Source organism: Rhodohalobacter mucosus (genome assembly GCF_003150675.1).
GTDB lineage: Bacteria > Bacteroidota > Rhodothermia > Balneolales > Balneolaceae > Rhodohalobacter > Rhodohalobacter mucosus.
Genome location: NZ_QGGB01000003.1, coordinates 12240 through 33149 on the forward strand (window position 1 = coordinate 12240; position 20910 = coordinate 33149).

Here is a 20910-nt window from a genome sequence, read left to right on the forward strand (position 1 = left end):
AAGGGAGAAGTGAAAAGCTATTGTTCATGCCTGGTGAATCTTTACATTTTATCGGTTGCTCGGTTGCTCGGTTGCTCGGTTGCTCGGTTGCTCGGTTGCTCGGTTGCTCTGTTGCTCTGTTGTTCTGTTTCTCTGTTCGTCGGTTTATCTTAGGTTGCTCGGTTGTTTTGTTCATCCGTTCTACCGTTCGCTCCCCTGCACTGTCAGTGCGGTTCGGCGCCCAATGCCGGAGGCGTTAAACCTCAATAGCCCCGTGCGGAAGCGCGGGGTCTGGATGCAGAAGAAAAAAAGCTCCCGAGCCTCGATTTCAATCAGCGTGATAAATGGAACCGAGGGAGTTGTGGAGCTTTCATTCAAATGGCAGGGCGAGAGGCCCCATGGATACAGGATCCTGGTTTGCAATTCGACCTTTTTCCTCCCCGACAAACCGTATCGGGGACCAAGCGATCCTTTAGCTGAAGGAAAACGCGCGGAGACATCCCACAATAATGCACATCACGAAGTTCTATCAACGCTTCCCCCAGGAACTACGTATGGGGATGTCTCCACTCCACCGTCGGCTGACGGTTCCGGTCGACATGACATGGTCAGTACTGGGAGATAGGGGCGGTGCATTAAGATTGAATCATAGATGCACTCTGTCAGCACCGCCAGTCGCCAGTTTTCCCGAGAATTCGGGATCGCCTGTCACTCATCGCCAATCACTCATCGTCCATCACCCATCTTGCATCACAGGGAATGGATATCGTTCAGACTGCCTTATATTAAAACAGACTTTAATTTTTAAATAACGGGAAGCGCGCTATGGAATACAGATTTTTGGGACGATCGGGCTTAAAGGTATCCGCACTCTCTTTTGGGTCGTGGGTGACCTTCGGGGAACAGGTGGACACGGAACTGGCAACCAATCAGATGAAGACCGCTTACGATGCGGGCGTTAACTTCTTTGACAATGCGGAGGCATATGAAAGCGGCAAGTCGGAGGAGATCATGGGAGAGGTGATCCAAAAAACAGGATGGAAACGGTCGGACCTTGTACTCTCCACCAAAATCTTCTGGGGAGGTGACGGACCGAATGACAAGGGGCTCTCATTCAAGCACATTAAGGAGGGGACGGAAGCTTCGCTCAAGCGAATGCAGACGGATTATGTAGACCTGCTGTTCTGCCATCGACCCGATCTCTACACACCCATTGAAGAGACGGTGTGGGCCATGGATCAGATGATCCGCGAAGGAAAAGCTCTCTACTGGGGCACCAGTGAGTGGAGTGCGGAGCAGATCCGTAAAGCGTACGATTTTGCCAGGCAGGAGCATCTGCGTCCGCCGCTGATGGAACAGCCGCAGTACAACATGTTTCACCGCGACCGCGTGGAAAGGGAATATGCAAACCTCTATAAGGATGTCGGTCTGGGCACCACGATCTGGAGCCCGCTGGCCAGCGGACTTCTTACGGGAAAATACAACGACGGCATTCCCGAAGGATCGCGGCTGGACCTGGAAAAGTATAGCTGGCTGAAGGAGATCATGCTTGAGAGCGATGAAGGAGAATCCAGGCTGGACAAGGTGAAAAAGCTGGTACCCGTAGCAGATGATCTTGGCATTACAATGGCGCAAATGGCGCTGGCATGGTGTCTGAAGAATGAGAACGTAAGCACGGTGATCACAGGTGCGTCGAACGTAAAACAGGTGGAGCAGAACATGAGCGCCATGGACGTGGTGGACAAGCTGGATGACAAGGCGATGGAGAGGATTGAAGAGATCCTGGGCAACAAACCCGATCAGGAGCAGGATTGGAGGAGCTGATTGGCTACCGGCGATGAGTGATGGACGATGGACGAAGTACGAAGTACGATAGACGATGAGCGATGGACGAAGTGTCCTGAAAGCAAGGCCACCACATAAAACAAAAACCTGCAGCTTGTTGCCTGAGGCTTTCTATCGTGAGTGTCCTGATTTCCAAATATGGAAAAAATACTTCCATTGCCGCAATCCTGGAGAGGGTACCAAACGCCGGAGGCGTTAAACCTGAATAGCCCCGGGTGAAACCCGGGGTAGAATGGAGCGATCCTTCTGAACCCCGAGGCGCAATCTTTATCAACGCCCGAATCTATGTCGAGGGGTACGGGGAAAGTGTTTGATGGACGATGGACGATAGACGATGAGTGATGGACGAAGTGTCCTGAATGCAATGATACCGGATAGGATAAAACCTGTAGCCAGGAATCTGAAGGTTAATTGAAGAATCGACGCGGTGCGAGGATGGGAGATTTCCCGGCAGGTGGCGGGTTCAAAAAATTTGCTCGGCTTCGGCATCTTCGTTTCACCTCGTTGCCTGCGCTCGGGATAACAGTGCGAAAATATAAACAGCGGCGACGCATGAAATCCTGAAAAGATCATTCGTTAATACCGCGACCTCCGGGACAGAACATTGCACGAACCAAACGCCGGAGGCGTTAAACCTGAATAGCCCCGGGTGAAACCCGGGGTAGAATGGAGCGATCCTTCTGAACCCCGAGGCGCAATCTTTATCAACGCCCGAATCTATGTCGAGGGGTGCCGGGAAGGTGTTTGATGGACGATGGACGATAGACGATTTGTGATGGACGAAGTGTCCTGAAAGCAAGGCCGCCAAATAAAACAAAAACCTGCAGCTTGTTGCCTGAGGCTTTCTATAGTGAGTGTCCTGATTTCCAAATATGGAAAAAATACTTCCATTGCCGCAATCCTGGAGAGGGTACCAAACGCCGGAGGCGTTAAACCTGAATAGCCCCGGGTGAAACCCGGGGTAGAATGGAGCGATCCTTCTGAACCCCGAGGCGCAATCCTGTTCATCACCCGAATCTATGTCGAGGGGTGCCGGGAAGGTGTTTGATGGACGAAGGACGATAGACGATGAGTGATGGACGATGAGTGATGGACGATAACCAATGAGTGATATGTGACGTAGCTGAGAAATCTATATCTGCGAAAATCTGTGTGTACTCAGCGCAAATCAGCCCCAAAGGAATGCATGCAGCGCGAGAAAATAAACGGAGGTGCAATCTAAAGCAGAGGAATCCGGAAAAACTATCCATATCAGAACATCTGACCCTTCGACACCGCTAGCGCTGCGCCGATGATTCCGGCGTGATTTCGGCTTTTGGCGGGCACAATCTCCGTCTGCAGGTCCAGATGGCGCTCAATTTTTTTGAATTTTTTGCTTACGCCGCCGCCCATAATAATGAGGTCGGGCCAGAAAAGCAGTTCAACCAGCTGCAGGTACTCGTTCACCCGGCGTCCCCACTTTTTCCAGCTCAGGTCTTCCTTTTTACGTACAGAGTTGGCGGCGTAATCTTCGGCCGGACCCCCGTACATCGGGATGTGTCCCAGCTCCGTGTTGGGAACCAGCTGCTGATTGTGAAAAACCGCGGTTCCGATGCCCGTTCCGAATGCGGCCATAAAGACGGTTCCATACCGGCCTTTGCCCGCACCGAACTCCAGCTCCGCAAACCCCGCGGCGTCAACGTCGTTAAGCAGATGGGTGCGGCAGCCGGTCTCTTTCTCAATCCGGGCAGAGGCGTTTACCCCGATCCAGGATTTGTCAATGTTGGAGGCCGTTTTTACAATCTCGTTTTTCACCGCAGCCGGGAAACCGCAGCCAACGGGGCCCTTCCACTCAAAATGCCGGATAATGGCTTCAATGGTTTCAATAACGGCCTCCGGGGTGGCCGGCTTCGGGGTGGGGATACGGTACCGGTCGGTAACCAGCTTTCCTTTTTTTGTATCGACAATCGCTCCCTTTATCCCGGACCCGCCTACATCAATTCCTAAAATATTCATACGGAATGATAGGAAACCTCGCCGTGAAAGTGAAACATGCTGTTTTGCAATGAGCGACACAAAATGATGAATTGTGAGTTTTCAAATGCTTTAAAAATGTCAACAAATTTGTAGATACCGTTTTTAAAAACTAAAATGGCCTCTTAAAACAGATAGCCGTAGAAATTATGCTTAGGTTTTTCCGAATCATACGTAAGCAACTCATGGAACAGAATAACATTCGTACGTACCTGCTGTATGCAATAGGTGAAATTGCCCTTGTCATGATCGGTATCCTGCTTGCCCTGCAGGTGAATAACTGGAATGAAGAAAGAAAAGCCAGGACATTTGAAAATGAAATCCTCTCCCTGATTGATCAAAATCTGCAGAACGACTCGGTCCAATTGTCTCGTGAACTATCCAAGGCAAAGCAGGCGATAGAATTGACAGACCGTCTGATCGAAGAGGTGGATCAGGAAAACTACAGCGATAGCCTGAATTACTGGATGGGCAAGATCATTTCATTTGAACGGTTCAAATCACAGACCAGCGCTTTTGAGGTGCTAAAGGCGAGGGGGATAGAAACCGTAACCAATAAAGAGCTGCAGCTCACCCTGATATCCTATTACGATGAAAACATCTTTGGTGTATATCAAAGCCTTACGGACGTAGAAAAATCATTTAATCAGGATTGGGTGCCCGTAATAAAAGAGAAATTTTCTGACTTTAAATGGCGTGACTATCACCAGCCCACAGACCCCGAAAATTTCTTTGAAGATCCTTCTACAATCGTGCTTTTCAGAATCTATCAGGATAATCGGGAGGCCGGTTTGGATAAGCTGGAAGATGCTCTTGTGAAAAATGCTGAAATCAGGGAATTGATAAAAAACCGGCTCCAATAATCATTAATCCTGAATAAGCGATACGATACTTTCAGGAAAAAAGATCGAATCACTAAAGAACAGTCATGCTCCGCTTCTTCCGTCACATACGAAAACAGCTTATGGAACAGAATAAAGTCCGAACGTACATTTTCTACGCCATCGGCGAAATTTTGCTGGTGGTGATTGGAATCCTGATTGCGCTCCAGGTGAACAACTGGAATGAGCAGAGTAAACTGGATACCAAGTTTAAATCTACCATCGAGAAGGTTTACAATGATTTACTACTTGAAGAGGCAATCATAAAATACAGGCTGGACTACTTTGGTGAACAGATATCAATGATGGATACCTTATTGAGTTCCCCGGATTATTACAGGAGAGAAGAGTTGCCCGGACGATTACTGTTTGTTGACTTACCAAGGACTCCCTCGGGACTAGCTCCCCAAAATGCAGAGTTCAACATGAGTTTACTTGATTATTCAGAGTTAAATGTTGAACAGTCAAAATTGGCAAATAAGATCTTTAATTATGGATTAACAGCTTCTAACCAGTTTAATGTTGATCCGGGGATTCTGGAAACACCTATCGAGGATTTGATGATCTCATACAACATTCCAACACCGCCTTTATCCCCTGCACTGAATGATTATCAATCAGATGTTTACAGGGCCCATTTTACAAATTCACACTTTGATCGGGCTTACCAACTACTAAACTCAAATGAGTTAAAAACTACATTGACTACACAAAGGGTGATGAGAATAGGAGCACTCGTCGGGTTGACGAATGCAAGGGATGAAAATATTTCATTGAGAAATGCAATTCGCGACTATTTTCCGGATGTGAGCTTTATACACCAGGATATCGGCATTGTTGGAAGTGCATTACCTGCAGGCTGGGAACCGGCAAATAAACTTTCCCTTACAGCTGACCCGGATGATGGATTCATATTTCAAGGAATATTTTCATTTGAGGATGGTGAAATTAAGTTTGTGGCAAATGATACGTGGGTTGCAAACTGGGGTGCTACTCCCGCAGGTGACAGGTCCCTGGCTGCAAACGGACAGAATATCTCTGTAGGAGAGGGTACTTACAGAGTGGTTGTGAATTTTGATACAAACAGGTATTCAATCACTCCATTTGAGGATGAATAGTTATGCTCCGTTTCTTCCGCCACATTCGAAAACAGCTTATGGAACAGAATAAAGTTCGAACGTACATTTTTTACGCTATCGGCGAAATTTTGCTGGTGGTAATCGGAATTCTTATCGCCCTGCAGGTAAACAACTGGAATGAAGAACGTAAACTGGCAAATGAGGAGCAGATTATATTAAATGCCCTCTATGAAGAGATCAGCAGCAACCAGCAGATTTTCAAGGGTGCAATTACCCGGGCAGAGAATGTCCAAAAGTCGATCTATTCCATTCTGAGTTACACAGGCCCCGGCACTCCGGAGCTTACCAAAGAAAGATCCGACAGCCTGATTCAAACTCTCGACGCTGTGATTACGGCAGAGGTGAATCAGGGGATTCTGAATGATTTGATGGTGACCGGACGCATTCACCTCATACAAAATGATTCGCTCAAACATCAGCTAACGTCCTGGGTACCTCTTTATCAGGATGAAGTGCTGGAGCCGGAAACCAGCATTCTGCACTCCGTGCAAAATATCATCATCCCGTTTTTGGTGGAACATTACTCTATGGCAACCGAAGGATTCAATCGTCACTCAGGTTATGAAACCAGATTCAGTCATGATTACAGGAAGATTTATCAGCTCATTGAATTCGAAAATATTGTCCTGTTCAAGGAGATCGACTATTACGTTCTCATCAATAGCTATAAAACCATGATTGCCTATAACGAAGGTTTGCTTGAGCACATCCGTCTTGAAAGAAAACGCTAGATCATGCTCCGCTTCTTCCGTCACATACGAAAACAGCTTATGGAACAGAATAAAGTCCGAACGTACATTTTTTACGCCATTGGCGAAATTTTACTGGTGGTAATCGGAATCCTGATCGCCCTTCAGGTGAATAACTGGAATGTTGAACGCCAAAATACGGTCAATGAAGAGTTTTATCTGGAAAAGATAGAAGCCTCACTCCGGTCTGATTCTCTCAGGCTCATTCAGACCATTGATCTTGGAAATACGATGCTGGCTATGATCGACTCGGCAGAGATCATGATGGATGCCCCTGAAGCCTATGAAGCCGTGAATTTTAGAGCTAAGCTGCTTGCATTGGCCTGGCAGAATGAATTCAGAGCATCCCGGTCGGTTTTTGACAATCTCAATGCTACCGGAGAAATTAAATTACTTAAAGATCAATCGTTTGTGGATGATTTATACATCTACTACAATACCGGTACAGACATTGGGATGAAAGAATATGCCCGCAGGGAGATCACTCCGTATCTGATGCGGTTTGATGAGATCAGGTATGAAGACTTCGGAAATTTATCCATCCCCATACCTGAACTAAATAATTACAGACTGGAAGGCAGACCTATAGAGGACTATAGAAATGACGCGTACATTAATAATGCACTAAAGCTCAAAAGGGTGCAGATTATTAATCAGAATGCTGCATTTTACCGTTTGCTTGATCTTATAAACGGTGCCATGAAAAAATTAAACGACAGATAATAGCATTGCTTCGCTTTTTCCGACATATCCGAAAATCGCTCATGGAACAGAAAAAAGTCCGTACCTATATGTTGTATGCAGTGGGTGAAATTTTGCTGGTTGTGATTGGTATCCTGATTGCTCTGCAGGTGAACAACTGGAATGAGGAGCGCCTGCGGCTGGCCGATGAGCGGGAAGTACTCCAGAATGTTAAGACGGACTTTCAGGATGCTATTCAGGAGCTTAGTTATCTGAACAGCCTTCGAAAGTCGATGAATGAGATCATTGACGATTTTGTAAAAGACGGACCTTTTCCTGACGAGAGGTTTTCAGAATCGGAGCTGGACAGTATGTTTGCTATCCTGCAGTATGCGCCAACATTCAACAATCAATCCGGGTCACTGGATGTGCTTCTGAACTCCGGCCGAATCAACCTAGTGCGGGATGATTCGCTTCGCGCCATGCTGCTGAACTGGCCGGGACTGGTGCAGGATATGGTGGAGGGAGAGATAAGCCAGGTAGAGTTTCAAACGGATAGTTACATCCCCAAAGTTTTAGAATACTTGTCTCTCAATCGTATCTATAAACATTTTAAGATGACTTTACTGGGAGATGTGCCGATGGATAGATTTGATCGGAAGACCCGGACGGAACCGGATTATTCCGGTCTGTTTCGGGATCCGGAATTTGAGAACATTTTGATAAATCGTGAATTTTTTCTCCAAATAGCCCTCGAAGAAACCGAAACGGTGATTCAAACGGCCAACCGGATTATTGCACGCATTGATCAGCACACCGGGAGTTAAGCCTATGCGGTCAATAGAAAGTTTTGAAAAAATAATACGTACCTTGCAAAAGAATCGACGTGCGACAGGTTTTTAATATGACTTAACCGTTTGAATGTCAGCAGGTTAAAAAATTATTCATATTCCCGGAAAACACAGCCAATGGATACCTTCGACATCGTCACGGTGATTGCCATCATCCTCTTTGCACGGCTTGGTATGAGACTGCTCTTCAAATATTTTGAGGCCGCCAAAAAAGAAGAAAAACCCGATGAAAAATGACCCGGTGTCGGTCAGTGACTGATTAAATCACCGGTTCGCCAGCTTACCAACTCATTTCGCAAGGTAGATTTCGAGCTCCTCCAGTGATTTACCCTTCGTTTCCGGAACCACAAAGATGATAAACAGAAGTCCTGCAGCAGCAAACACGCCATAGATCAAAAAGGTGAGCGAACTGCCGAAATTGGCCAGCTCCCAGGGAAACACCAGTTGTACGCCGAAGCTGATTGCCGAATTGATTACCCCAACGAACGAAATGGCCAGCCCGCGTATATAGTTGGGAAAAATCTCTGAAAAGAGTACCCACATAATGGGTCCGAGTGAAATGGCAAACGATGCCACAAATCCCAGGATACAGATCAGAATAAGCGTTGCGTTGATGTCGGCAGCGGTTGTGATGAGCTGGGATTCGTATGTCTGCGCAACGTCTTCGCCCAGCGTCTCGGAGAGTGCGCGTTTATAGTCCAGGTCGTTGTCGTACACGGTACCGACCATGGCACTCAGCTGCTGCTGGTTGATCTCGGCGGGCAGCTCGGTAACCGTGTCCGGCTGCAGGGTATAGGTGGCGTTATTGAATTCATAGGAGAGTAAAAACATGCAGAGCGCAATTCCACTCACGCCGAATATGAGCAGTGGTTTCCGGCCCACTTTATCGATGAACAGGATGGCAAGTACGGTAAACACCAGGTTGGTCAAACCCACCAGGATGGCCTGCACGAACGAGGCGTCCGTACCGATTCCCGTCTGTTCAAAAATCATGGGTGCATAAAAGAAGACCGCATTGATGCCGGTGATCTGCTGCAGAATCCCAATCACCACGCCTACAAGCAGCACAAGCTTCAGGGCCGGCTTAAAAAGGTCAGTTAACGTTCTCTTTTTGAGATCTTTTTCCGCTTCAAAACTTTTTTTCACGGCAGAGAACACTTCCTGCGCCGTCTCTTTCGGGTTGATCTTGCTCAGAATGGAGAGAGCATAATCGTACTCCTCTTTCATAATGAGCCAGCGCGGACTGTTGGGCACAAAGAAGAGACCGATAAAGTAGAGCACGGCCGGTATGGTTTCAAGGCCCAGCATCCAGCGCCAGTTGTAGGTATCAAACTGCAGAGCCTGTGCCCAGGCCATATCCGACTGGCCCAGCTGAAGGACCATATAGTTGGTAAAAAAAGCAACCGAGATGCCCAGTACGATATTAAGCTGGTTGATGGAGACCAGGCTGCCGCGAATCTTCGGGGGTGCCATCTCCGCGATATACATGGGGGCGATAATCAGGGAAGCGCCCACGCCCAGGCCGCCGATCATGCGTGCGATCACCAGTACGATAAAGGAAGGCGCCAGTGCCGAACCGATTGCCGAAATGGTGTAAAGAATGGCTGCAATGCTCAAGACACGTTTCCGTCCGATTTTGTCACTTAGGGGACCTGCTACCAGCATAGAGAGTGTAGCCGTAAGCGTCAGGGAGGCAACGGCCCACCCAAGCTCAATTTTGGACAGGTCAAATTCGATCTCGATAAACCTGTTGACACCTGAAATAACGGATGCATCGAAGCCCATCAGGAATCCGCCCAGGGCTACCACCATCGACACCACAAAGATATATTTGTTTTTTCCCATGATATCTGATTTTAGTCTGTCTCGTATGAATCACATCAGCACGCAATGTAGATGAAAATAATGAGGTGTCGTAAAGAAATTTTCCAAACAGATTCATCATAATGGTGCCATAATGAATTGCATCTGAAACAATAAACTGCTTAATTTTTACAATTTCCAAACAGATCAAGCCGGATGATTACACTTTTCAGGCGCCTCAGGCAAAAATTTATTGGTGAGGGGAATACAGGTCGTTACATCTTGTATGCAATAGGAGAGATTCTTTTGGTTGTGACCGGCATACTGATTGCACTTCAGGTAAATAACTGGAATGAAGAGCGCCGTGAGCGAAGCACTGAGTTGCTTTACCTGCAGAGTTTTAAAGAGGATCTTGATCAGAATATGGCCGAGCTGGACCGTGTAATCGAAAAAACTTCCCGGGTAGCTGTGTATAATGATTCTTTATTAACATTTCTTGTCTCTGCAGAATCGGCATCCCTCGACCAGGAGCTTTTTTTGAGGCTGCTCGGTGAAAGTGCGGGATACACCATTTTCCAGAGCAAAGAGGGTACGATTCAAAGTATTATCGGGTCGGGAGCTCTCGAAGTAATCCGGGATCCTTTTATCAGGATGAAAATAGCGGTATGGGAAGGGGATTTAAAAAACATAAGGGCCTGGGAGTCGGACAGTAAACGAAGTTTTGATGAGTATACCGGCTATCTGAAAATGAATCTCCCACGACATCTAATGTTGTTTGACGAGTCTGTAATTGATGATAATGTACTGACTAAACTTCAAAGCGATACCTTTTTTCTGAATACACTGATGGAGCGTAGTTTTATATCATCATCATTGAATGATCTCTATAAGGAAAAGCGAGAGGAATTGGGCATGCTTTCCGAGCTTGTGGACAGGGAGATACAAAGTCTGATGGATTAACTTCGCCCATTTACGTTGCGGGGATCAGCCATTTTTTGAAACAGGCACATGAGGGGAAAAACCGGTTACCACCCACCGGTTCCGGATTCACCTTTCATGGGGCCGACAATTTCGGATGTGACCCACCCCCCGTAAAATTGCCCGGGTTGAGGCTGTACTCTCTCACCGTCAACAAAACAGCGTACTTTCCCGGGATAGAATGAGTAGTATCCGTCAATCAACTTAAACCGGCTGCTCGGGTTATGATAAGACCACGCGACTTTCCGCAAATTTTGTCCATCAAGGGTGATGTTCCAGTATGTGGCGGAACCTTTCCATTCGCAGAAGGAACTGCCGGACGCTTTCTCGAGAAGATCCTCGTTTACATCGGCGGGGGGTATGTAAAACGTTGGCGGACTGGCCGTCTCCAGCACGCGAACAGCGCGGTTTGTTTTTGCGATAACGCTGTCGCCTGCTTCCACGATAATGGTACGGGAGTCCGGATCGGTTATCGGGGGCCGCGGATAGTCCCAGACCGATTCCTCACCTTCCTCAGGTTCGATGGCAAATGGCGGGCGCTCGTTACCGGTGTATTTCCACATAGCTGGCGGATGGTTGTGTTTGAGTAAAAGTAGTCGCTGTTGATTTCACTTATAAAACCAATAGGGGATCTGCTCAGTTCACTTTCGTGCCTGTCCATGATCAATTAAATGGATATATTCACCAGAACGCTGACCAATCTGCACCCGAAACCCCACAAGGATACCCCATGACTACTCAAGACAGTGATATTGCCTTGCTCACCAGCAGCGCGTACAAAGTTTCTCATGCAGCGGAGGGAGACTGGTATCTGGCGAACATCCTGAAAGAGGATCAGCTGCTTCAAGAGGCCCTGAAGGAGAGGGGCATTACGTCTGTAAGGGTGGATTGGGCCGACCCGGAGGTGGATTGGGAGTCGTTCAAGTGTGTGGTGTTCCGGACGACATGGGACTATTTTGAGCGCTTCAGGGAATTTACACTCTGGCTGAACCGTGTGGAGAAATTGACCCGCCTCTGCAATGATATCTCCCTGATACGATGGAACATGGATAAGCACTACCTGAAGGATCTCGAAAACAGAGGCATACCCGTCGTGGACTCGCTCATGATTGAGAAAGAGAGCACTCTCGACCTGAGAAGCCTCCTGGAGGAGTCGGGCTGGACGGAAGGGGTCATCAAGCCGTGCGTATCCGGTGCAGCCCGGCATACGTACAGGGTGAACCGGGAGAGTGCGGCGGAGATAGAAAAATTTATTCGTCCACTGCTAAGCGGTGAATCCTTTATTCTGCAGCCTTTCCTCCCCGAGATCATGACTACCGGCGAGGATACGCTGATGGTGATCGGGGGAGAGGTGACTCACGCAGTGAGAAAAGTGGCCAAAGAGGGGGATTTCCGGGTTCAGGACGATCACGGAGGTACGGTGCACGAATACAAACCCCTGCAGGAACAGGTGCAATTGGCCGTAAAGGCGATGGATGCCTGCAATCCCGAGCCGGTGTACGGCCGTGTGGATATGGTCCGCAATCTGGAGGGAGAGTGGGTGGTGATGGAGCTGGAGCTGATCGAACCGGAGCTATGGATGAGAACGCACCCGGAAGCGGCGGAAGTCTTTGCGGAGGCACTATCGAAATTCATGGAGGGGGCACCGCAGAGCCGCTAAGGCCGCTGAGTTTTTTGGTGAGGGTTACGGGAGCAATTTCAGGTAATGATCCATTCAATTCGTTGGGGGCTTTTTCATAACTGAAGGTTTAGGTGTGGCTCATATTTTCAAACCGAATGGAAGTTCCAAAATAAATATGGCAGCCTTAAGTGTTTCGCTTCGCGGGGAAAAGATGAACCGTGGCTACACCCAACAAGGCATTGCCCATTAAAAAACCCTACCTCCGCGTTTCTGCGGTCTATCTGCGTTAATCCGCTAGAACTCTAATAAGCCATATTTTTCCAGCGCCACAGGCATCCCTTCAGGGCAGGTTTTGCTGATGTATCGCAGAAATTATTTTAGTCGTATCCGGCTAAGGAGAAGATTTTCCTCCTTCCGTACCTCCGTACCTCCGTGCCACCGTGCCACCGTGGCTCCGTGGCTCCGTGGCTACCCCCAACCAGCCTCTGACCACTTAAAAACCCTTCCTCCGCGCCTCTGCGGTAGACACCTCATTATTAATGTGGATAACTTTGTGGAAAACGTGTGGGAAAGTTGTGGAAAAATTGTTGATTTTTTCCTTGACCCGCATACGGATTTTGTGCTTATTACAAGTGAGTACAGCAGTCACGAACACTACGGTGCGAGCGGCTGAGAGCTGAAAATTTCCGCAGCTTGTTTGTCTGACGAATCCTTCAAAAGATGACTCAGGGAAATGTACTCCGGTACTTTTTTTATGCCTGCCTGTTTTTATCACCGCAGAGCCGCTGAGGACACGGAGGAATTATTTATTCCCTACTTAAATGTTTCTTAGTTAGCGGTTTTTGCTTTTTCAGTAGCATAAACTCTGCGTAGTCTCTGCGGAACTCTGCGAGAAAGTACAGGGCAGAACCAATTCTCATGCCACAGTCGTCCCTAAACGGAAAGATGAACCGCTGATCCCCAAGAGAAAACCCTAAAATGTGCGGATATATTCTGTTTTAGTCTATTTAAGAGAGCTTCTTGTGTAGATGGGTTTTAGGCCGTAAGATTGTGATGGTTTTTGATTCCTGAAATTACAACGATTTGATTGATAAATGCCTCAAATGAAGATCCTTTACATATTCCCGCACCCGGATGATGAATCCTTTGGTCCGGCGCCCGCCATGCATGCCCAGCTGCGTCAGGGTCATGAGGTGCACCTGCTTACGCTTACCAAAGGTGAAGCCACCAAACAGAGATTCCGGCTGGGCGTGGATAAGGCAGAAATGGGGGAGGTCCGCTTCAGGGAGATGCAGTGCGTGGAAAAAACGCTGGGCCTGAGCAGTATGACGGTTCTGAATCTGCCTGACGGTGAACTGAAGCGCATGAATCCAATTGAAATCGAAAAAGTGATAGAGGAGCAGATCCACAGGCTGCGTCCCGATATTCTGGTGACCTACGCCGTTCACGGCATCAGCGGATTTCATGACCACCTGGTAACCCACGCTGTGGTAAAGCGGGTATTCTGTAAGCTCCGGGAAGAGCAGGGCGCAGGTTATCCCAAACGCCTTGCCCTCTTCACCAGAATGGGGGAGGTGGTGAAGGACGGAAAATTCAGGCTGGAAGCTTCATCGGAGGAGGAGATCGCTTTTATTGAAATGTGCAGCGAGGAGGACATGGAAAAATTCAGGCAGGCTCTCGATTGCTACGAAACCTACCAGGAAATCATTGAGGCGAGCAAGGTGAAAGAGGTAACCACCAAAGAGGTGCCTTTTGAAATCTTCGGCGAGGACATAGACGGCCGGCTGTCATCAATTTCGGAAGGGTTGTAATAAAATTCACCGCAGAGGCGCTAAGGCCGCTGAGTTTTTTGGTGAGGGTTACGGAAGCAATTTCAGGTAATGATCCATTCAAATCGTTGGTGGCTTTTTCATAACTGAAGGTTTAGGTGTGGCTCATCTTTTCAAACCGAAGGGAAGTTCCAAAATAAATATGGCAGCCTTAAGTGTTTTGCTTCGCGGTGAAAAGATGAACCGCGGCTACACCCAACAAGGCTTTACCCATTAAAAAACCCTCCCTCCGCGCCTTCCGCGCCTCTGCGTTCCACCTTCCCCGCAGTTATTACTTAGCGTCGTTTCTTTGCGAGAACTAGTTTGGTCATAGTTATTTCTCGCGCCATAGGCACCTCTTAAGGGCAGTCTTTGCTGATGTATCGCAGAAGTTATTTTAGTCGTATTTGGCTAAGGAGAAGATTTTCCTCCTTCCGTGCGTCCGTGGCTCCGTGGCTCCGTGGCTCCGTGGCTACCCCCAACCAGTCTCTGACCACTTAAAAACCCTCCCTCCGCGCCTCTGCGGTGAAAACCCCTTTTCCAATGTGGATAACTCTGTGGAAAACGTGTGGGAAAGTTGTGGAAAAATTGTTGATTTTTTTCTTGACCCGCACCCGGATTTTGTGCTTATTACAAATGAGTACAGCAGTCACGAACACTACGGTGCTAGCGGCTGAGAGCTGAAAATTTCCGCAGCTTGTTTGTCTGACGAATCCTTCAAAAGATGACTCAGGGAAATGTACTCCGGTACTTTTTTTATGCCTGCCTGTTTTTATCACCGCAGAGTAGCCACAGAAGCACAGAGGAAAAAAATATCAGCCTTACTTCATAGTTTAGTAATTGAGAAGATGGGCGTTTATTCCTGCAAGTCGCTCTGCGCAACTCTGCGATTCAGATGCGGAACTCTGCGAGAAAGCACAGGGCAGAACCAATTCTCATGCCACAGTCGTCCCTAAACGGACAGATAAACCGCAGTGTTTCGCTGAAATAAACCAGGAAGGTGCAGACAATTAAATACTGAGTGAAAATATGACGCTGTCCGTACCTCGGTTGCAAATGTACAAATCATTGCACTTCAATTCGTTGCCTATCCCATCCTGCCACCCAATTCAGAGTTTGACAGGAAGTTTTGTATCATATAAAAATACCATTTAGTATTTCAATTAACGTTGAACAGGTAAGAGGTCTATTATGGGCAAGACATTAAAATGGGGACTGGCCGGAATCCTGATCCTTCTGATTGCCGCAGCCATTACGCTGATCATGAGCGTAAACCTGATTGTAAAATCGGGCATTGAGGAGGTGGGCAGCGAAATGACCGGTACAGCCGTAACCGTCGAGCGCGTATCCATTTCTCCCTTTTCGGGCAGCGGACAAATCAGCGGTTTTCGCGTGGCCAATCCGGACGGCTTTTCGCAGCCCGATGCTATGGTGATCGACGACTTCTCCATTGAGCTTGACCTGTTTTCACTGTTCTCGGACGAAATTGTGATTCATGAAGTTTTGATTAACGGGCCCTCGGTTTATGTGGAGCAAAAAGTTCCCGAAAACAATATCAATGAGATCATGAGCCACATGAGGGATGTTCCGTCCGGTGAAGCTTCGGATGCATCCATCGTGATTGAACGATTTGTGATGACCGGCGGATCAGTAGAGCTTTATACGGAGATTGCAGGTGAGCAGACAGCCCGGGTCGAAATCAACGATATCGAACTCAACGATCTCGGCAGAGGAGGAGGGAGTCAGGCAGCGGAGGATGTGATCCGGGAGATTGCTGAGCGTGTGGCCGGTGAGTCACTCCGCGGCGCAGCGCGAAGCGGCGGAGAGCAGATACGGGATGCCATCCGGGACATTTTCAACTGATCAATGAGACATGGCGATAACCTTAAGCCGGTTATCCTTTTTTTCAATCAAGATCATCTATCCATGATTTTCAGATTAAAACTCTCTGTCATCCTTTTTTTCACGTCCGTACTTTTTCTGGCCCTTTCATGCACCTCGCAATCCGGGGAGCAAAACAAACAAGCGCCCGCTGCAGGCGAACAAATTGATGAGGGTGAATCTGAGATTGCGCTGATCTATCGCATGAGCTTTATCAACCTCTATTCGCAGAAACTGTGGTTTGCAGGTATGCAGGAGAATTGGGAACTGGCCGACATCTACAGTCATGAGATTGAAGAGATAACAGACGGCATTATTCGGCAGAATATTATAGACGATGGCATTAACGTGAGTGAGCTGATGGAATCTATGATAGCTCCTCAAATTGAGCTTATGGAGCAAGCGATCGATAACAGAGACTCCGGGCAGTTCGAGAACCGCTTCAATACCCTGATCCAGACCTGCAATCAATGTCATACCGCGTCGAATTACGGTGCGGTTCGTATAACGGTTCCGCAGACAAATCCGTTTAACCAGGATTTTACTCCGGCTGATAAGTAGGTCGTGGTTTTGCCAGAGTATCCCGGAATAATTGCCACTCTGAGCGGGATGGGGGATATCCCTAATCAGGAATTAAGGTATCCGACTATAACTAGAGGATATTATTTTTTGTACATTTTGATAATGGAATAAGCCGGAATAAAAGAGCGGCTCTGAAGAGTATCAACTGTGTGTTAGAGGTTCTGAATTAATGAAAGAGAAGAAAATACCGTCTTATCAGTTCAGTATACTGGAGAGCATTCTTCATGGTGTAGTTGTAACTGATCTGAAGGGCTGTGTTCAATTCTGGAATCAGTCTGCTGAAAACATTCTGGGATACAAAAAAAAGGACGTATTGAACCGGCCTGCCTCGATGTTTAAAACAAATGGAGACGAAAGTCTGCCAGAAATACTGAAAGAGTGCCGCCGAACGGGGATGATGGATAAGAGATGGAAAGCTGTTCACAAAAACGGCAAACGGGTCTGGCTGGATGTTAGGCTTAAACTGATGCAAGCCGATTCTTATCCCAATACCGACAGAGAGGATGAATCATCAGAACAGGAATTCTGTGTGATTTCGATGGTAGATATTGGAGAACTCAAAAACACACAGAAACGTCTTCATGATAACCTGGCACTGACCGATGCCATCTTTCGCACCAGCGAAGATGCAATGATTGTAATGAACAAGAAGGGAGAAATTCTCATTATAAACGATGCCGTAATCAACTTATTCGGGTACAAGGTAAATGAGCTGATAGGAAAAAATGTAAACAAGCTTATGCCGTATCCGCACAATGTACATCATGATGAATTCATGCTAAGCTACCTGTTGTCGGGTAAGGCTGATATGATTGGAAAACGCCGTGAACTGCAGGCCGTCAGAAAAGATGGAACGGTATTTCCGATTGAGCTTGCATTGAGCGAAGTGAAAAATGAGGGTGAACATCTTTTTACGGGAATCATTAAGGATATTAGCCGAAGGCGAATCCTCGAAAAGAAGATTCTGAACATCGGTGAGGATGAAAGAAAAAAAATCGGAAGAGAACTGCATGACGGATTGGGGCAAATGCTCACAGGCATCAGAATGCTCTCGGAGGGTTTGGCTAGAAAACTTTCAGCAAATGCGCTTCCCGGTGCCGACGAGGTTGAGGAGATTTCAGGGATGATTCAGGAGGCGGATCAATATGCAAGGGTTTTATCGAGGGGTATGGTTGAAGTTGATATGGAGTCAAATGGCCTTACGGTAGCCCTTGAAAATCTTGCCAAACGGTCATCTCACCTCACTGGTGCCCGGGTGGAGCTGACAGATACCGGACCTACGGAGATAGAACATCATTCCATGGCTCTGCATCTCTACCGTATTGCACAAGAGGCAGTCAACAATGCGATTAAACATGGAAATGCAAGCATGGTGAAGATACGGCTCTCATCCAATCCTCAGCACACTTCTCTTATAGTCGAAGATAACGGTAAAGGATTTGACAGGGAGCCGGAGGTAACTGAATTTGGCTCTGACGGACCATGCAGCCATGGGGCCGGGCTTCATATCATGAAGCACAGGGCGAACGTGATGGGTGGGATTTTGGGAATTGACCGTACGGAAGAAGGAATCACCAGGGTTCGCTGCGTGGTGCCGAATAATCTGGAGTATTTCTAAAACCGCAGAAGAGTGTGATGGCAACAGAAACAGCAACCGGCAGTAGCACAGAAAGGAGAAGATCATGGCACAGTCATTAAAAACAAAGATCGTTATCGTGGATGATCACCCGATCATGAGAAAAGGATTGGCCAGTACCCTGGAGACAGAACCCGGTTATGATGTGGTGAGGCAGTATGAGAAGGCGGAGGAAGTTCTAAGCGAACTCGATGAAGTGAAGCCCGAATTGATTGTGGTGGACGTATCCCTGCCGGGGATGAATGGGATCGAACTTGTAAAGAATGTGATTTTCCGTAACCCCGACCAGAAAATGCTGATGGTATCGCGCCATGAAGAGTCGCTATACGCAGAACGTGCACTCCGTGCAGGTGCCAAAGGCTATGTAATGAAATTCGAACCGAGCGATGTACTAATGAAAGCCGTTCGTAAGGTGCTGAACGGAGGAATTTACGTAAGCGAGGAGATCAGCGAAAAGTTGCTTCTAAATGCAATGTCGGGACGGAAACCGGTGCTGGAGTCACCCGTCGACATACTGAGTGATCGTGAACTGGAAGTGTTTGAACTGATCGGACGCGGCAGAAGCAGCAATGAAATAGCTGACCAGCTGCATCTGGCGGTGAAAACCATTGAAACATACCGGTCGCGCATCAAGGAGAAAATGTCGTATAAAAATTCAACCGAGCTGGTGTTTAATGCGGTGAAATGGGTTGAAAGCGGGGAGCAGGTGTAGGGGAATGCAGCCGGCAATATGAAGGCGGAGAATGAAAGGCAAAAAAAAACCTTCTCCCCGGGGAGTCTATGGCAAAATACAGGTTTACGTGTGGGTATCCCTGCACTCATCAGGACAACATAAACCGTAGTTCACGTCATCCGGTGCCATCAGCTCCTGTTCCCGGGAAAAAGGCTCCGGTATCAACATGCTCATCATTAGATCGTCCGGCATGGCCGGACAATTCAGGCGTTTTTACCGCCTTCATATAGATCGTTATGCAGAACAAGCTGACCTAAAGGTACGCTGCAAACCGTAGCCGCAACGTCACTCTTTAATCAATATAACCCGTGGTAAAAGTAAATCAAGATGTGCAAATTATGTAAGGCCAAGAAACGGTTGAAGTGAGACATAGGAATCTATTGAAGGACAGAGAGATTTGGCTCTGTGAGGGTTGAATTTTTTTTTGAGATTTTAGTCTTGAGTCTTGAAGATTGAGAAGGCAGAAGGCAGAAGGGAGACTTCAGACGTTAAAAGTGAGAAGTGAAAAGTGAAAGGGGAGTCTTGAGAAGCTGCTCCCGAGGAATCGGAACCGGACAGCGGTTACATGTTACATATTGCAGGTTACAAGTTGCCCGTCTTAACCTTCAACATTCAACCTGTAACCTTCAACCTTCTTTCTCAACCTCAACCTTAACTCTCCCTAGTACCCCAGATTCCTCACCCAGTTCTCTTTTTCGCGCCATTTTTCGCGCACTTTAACGTGGAGATCGAGGAAGATCTGCTTTCCGATAAACTCCTCAATTGATTCGCGCGATCGAATGCCCAGCCGCTTGATGGCTTCGCCTCCCTTGCCGATCAGCATGCCCTTTTGTGACTTACGGTTTACAATAATGTTGGCACTGATGCGGTCCAGATCCTCTCCGGCTTCATAACTCACCACCTCAACCGTACAGGAGTAAGGAATCTCCTCATGAAACAGCAGGAATAGCTGCTCACGAATAAGCTCGGAGACAAAGAAACGGACCGGGTGCTCACTCAGATCCTCTTTGGGATAGAAAGGAGGTCCCGGCATCAGGAGTCCGCGAATCGCCTGAATGAGATCGTCTACCCCTTCACCGGTTACCGCAGATACGTAATGGATCGAGCGGATACGCAGGCGGTCTTCAAGATGTGCCGCTTTCTGTTCAGCCTCTTTCCGGTTGATCAGGTCGATCTTGTTCACCACCAGCAGAATAGGCTTGTTGATGGACCGAAGCAGCTCAATCACCTCATCGGTTGGGTGACGGTCATTTGGGTCATAAATGAGAAGAATGACGTCTGCATCAGCACGTGCACGCTCCACGGTTTTCATCATCGCTTTCTGAAGCTCGTAGGAGGGGGTGATGACCCCGGGGGTATCCAAAAACACTATTTGCGTGTCGTCGTCAGAGTAGATCCCCACCACCTGGTGCCTTGTGGTCTGCGCCTTGTGCGTTGCAATGGAGATCTTATGCCCCAGAATGCGGTTCATCAGGGTTGATTTGCCCGCATTGGGTTTGCCGATAATGGCTGCGTAGCCCGATTTGTGAGGTGTTTCTTCAGTCAATTTGAGAATCTTTGTTTTCGGGATTAATTGCTTTTACCGGTAATGAAACAATGCAGGTGTCAGTGGTTTGTTGCCGGTTGCCGGTTGTGGGTGGATTGTAGTCTATAGCCAATCGTACATGGTTAATTCCAGGTTTCATGTTATTGATGGCAGTTCCACCAACCAACAACCAACAATCGACAAT

General features: G+C 47.7%; 17 protein-coding genes. 13 read left to right on the forward strand and 4 right to left on the reverse strand.

The annotated features are described in order from the left end of the window. Window positions 1-804: 804 nt before the first annotated feature. Window positions 805-1803 carry a potassium channel beta subunit family protein gene (locus DDZ15_RS03205; protein WP_109644831.1) on the forward strand — a complete coding sequence of 333 codons (999 nt, stop codon included), beginning with the start codon at window positions 805-807 and terminating at the stop codon, window positions 1801-1803. A 1272-nt stretch (window positions 1804-3075) separates the two neighbouring features. Here DDZ15_RS03205 and ppgK read toward each other — a convergent pair. Continuing rightward, on the reverse strand, window positions 3076-3819 hold the full coding sequence (ppgK, locus tag DDZ15_RS03210; RefSeq protein WP_109644833.1) for a polyphosphate--glucose phosphotransferase: 744 nt from the start codon (window positions 3817-3819) through the stop codon (window positions 3076-3078). A gap of 203 nt (window positions 3820-4022) precedes the next feature. Between ppgK and DDZ15_RS03215 the strand changes: the two genes are divergently transcribed. From DDZ15_RS03215 to DDZ15_RS03235, 5 genes are all read left to right on the forward strand, one after another. Further along, entirely contained in the window at window positions 4023-4700 is a 678-nt protein-coding gene (locus DDZ15_RS03215; protein WP_199222865.1) for a DUF6090 family protein, read from the forward strand. Between the two features lie 158 nt (window positions 4701-4858). Next, window positions 4859-5836: a SusF/SusE family outer membrane protein gene (locus DDZ15_RS03220; RefSeq protein ID WP_242978890.1), complete on the forward strand. Its 978-nt coding sequence runs from the start codon at window positions 4859-4861 to the stop codon at window positions 5834-5836. 38 nt (window positions 5837-5874) lie between these two features. Beyond that, window positions 5875-6588: a DUF6090 family protein gene (locus DDZ15_RS03225; protein ID WP_146198502.1), complete on the forward strand. Its 714-nt coding sequence runs from the start codon at window positions 5875-5877 to the stop codon at window positions 6586-6588. A gap of 39 nt (window positions 6589-6627) precedes the next feature. Further along, window positions 6628-7329: a DUF6090 family protein gene (locus tag DDZ15_RS03230; RefSeq protein ID WP_109644841.1), complete on the forward strand. Its 702-nt coding sequence runs from the start codon at window positions 6628-6630 to the stop codon at window positions 7327-7329. A gap of 41 nt (window positions 7330-7370) precedes the next feature. Continuing rightward, the gene (locus tag DDZ15_RS03235) at window positions 7371-8114 is read left to right on the forward strand and encodes a DUF6090 family protein (RefSeq protein WP_109644843.1); all 744 of its coding nucleotides are present in this window, start codon (window positions 7371-7373) and stop codon (window positions 8112-8114) included. A 312-nt stretch (window positions 8115-8426) separates the two neighbouring features. Here DDZ15_RS03235 and DDZ15_RS03240 read toward each other — a convergent pair whose 3' ends face one another. Next, window positions 8427-9983 carry a sugar porter family MFS transporter gene (locus tag DDZ15_RS03240; protein ID WP_109644844.1) on the reverse strand — a complete coding sequence of 519 codons (1557 nt, stop codon included), beginning with the start codon at window positions 9981-9983 and terminating at the stop codon, window positions 8427-8429. Between the two features lie 174 nt (window positions 9984-10157). On the opposite strand from DDZ15_RS03240, the gene DDZ15_RS03245 reads away from it, so the two are divergent. Next, window positions 10158-10901: a DUF6090 family protein gene (locus DDZ15_RS03245; RefSeq protein WP_109644846.1), complete on the forward strand. Its 744-nt coding sequence runs from the start codon at window positions 10158-10160 to the stop codon at window positions 10899-10901. Between the two features lie 65 nt (window positions 10902-10966). Here the strand turns inward: DDZ15_RS03245 and DDZ15_RS03250 are convergent, their stop codons facing one another. After that, a complete protein-coding gene (locus tag DDZ15_RS03250) occupies window positions 10967-11482 on the reverse strand; it encodes a DUF427 domain-containing protein (RefSeq protein ID WP_109644848.1) in 516 nt (171 codons plus the stop codon). Between the two features lie 167 nt (window positions 11483-11649). On the opposite strand from DDZ15_RS03250, the gene DDZ15_RS03255 reads away from it, so the two are divergent. The 6 genes from DDZ15_RS03255 (at window position 11650) to DDZ15_RS03280 (ending at window position 19159) form a co-directional block, all read left to right on the forward strand. Next, on the forward strand, window positions 11650-12579 hold the full coding sequence (locus DDZ15_RS03255; RefSeq protein ID WP_109644850.1) for an ATP-grasp domain-containing protein: 930 nt from the start codon (window positions 11650-11652) through the stop codon (window positions 12577-12579). Between the two features lie 1064 nt (window positions 12580-13643). Beyond that, the gene (locus DDZ15_RS03260; RefSeq protein ID WP_109644852.1) at window positions 13644-14351 is read left to right on the forward strand and encodes a PIG-L deacetylase family protein; all 708 of its coding nucleotides are present in this window, start codon (window positions 13644-13646) and stop codon (window positions 14349-14351) included. A 1188-nt stretch (window positions 14352-15539) separates the two neighbouring features. After that, the gene (locus DDZ15_RS03265) at window positions 15540-16211 is read left to right on the forward strand and encodes a DUF748 domain-containing protein (RefSeq protein ID WP_109644854.1); all 672 of its coding nucleotides are present in this window, start codon (window positions 15540-15542) and stop codon (window positions 16209-16211) included. Window positions 16212-16274: 63 nt separating this feature from the next. Next, the gene (locus DDZ15_RS03270) at window positions 16275-16790 is read left to right on the forward strand and encodes a hypothetical protein (protein WP_109644856.1); all 516 of its coding nucleotides are present in this window, start codon (window positions 16275-16277) and stop codon (window positions 16788-16790) included. Window positions 16791-16980: 190 nt separating this feature from the next. Beyond that, a complete protein-coding gene (locus tag DDZ15_RS03275; RefSeq protein WP_109644858.1) occupies window positions 16981-18429 on the forward strand; it encodes a PAS domain-containing sensor histidine kinase in 1449 nt (482 codons plus the stop codon). A gap of 64 nt (window positions 18430-18493) precedes the next feature. Next, window positions 18494-19159 carry a response regulator gene (locus DDZ15_RS03280; RefSeq protein WP_109644860.1) on the forward strand — a complete coding sequence of 222 codons (666 nt, stop codon included), beginning with the start codon at window positions 18494-18496 and terminating at the stop codon, window positions 19157-19159. Between the two features lie 682 nt (window positions 19160-19841). On the opposite strand, the gene era is transcribed toward DDZ15_RS03280, so the two are convergent. Continuing rightward, the gene (gene era / locus DDZ15_RS03285) at window positions 19842-20726 is read right to left on the reverse strand and encodes a GTPase Era (RefSeq protein WP_109644862.1); all 885 of its coding nucleotides are present in this window, start codon (window positions 20724-20726) and stop codon (window positions 19842-19844) included. Window positions 20727-20910 lie beyond the last annotated feature (184 nt).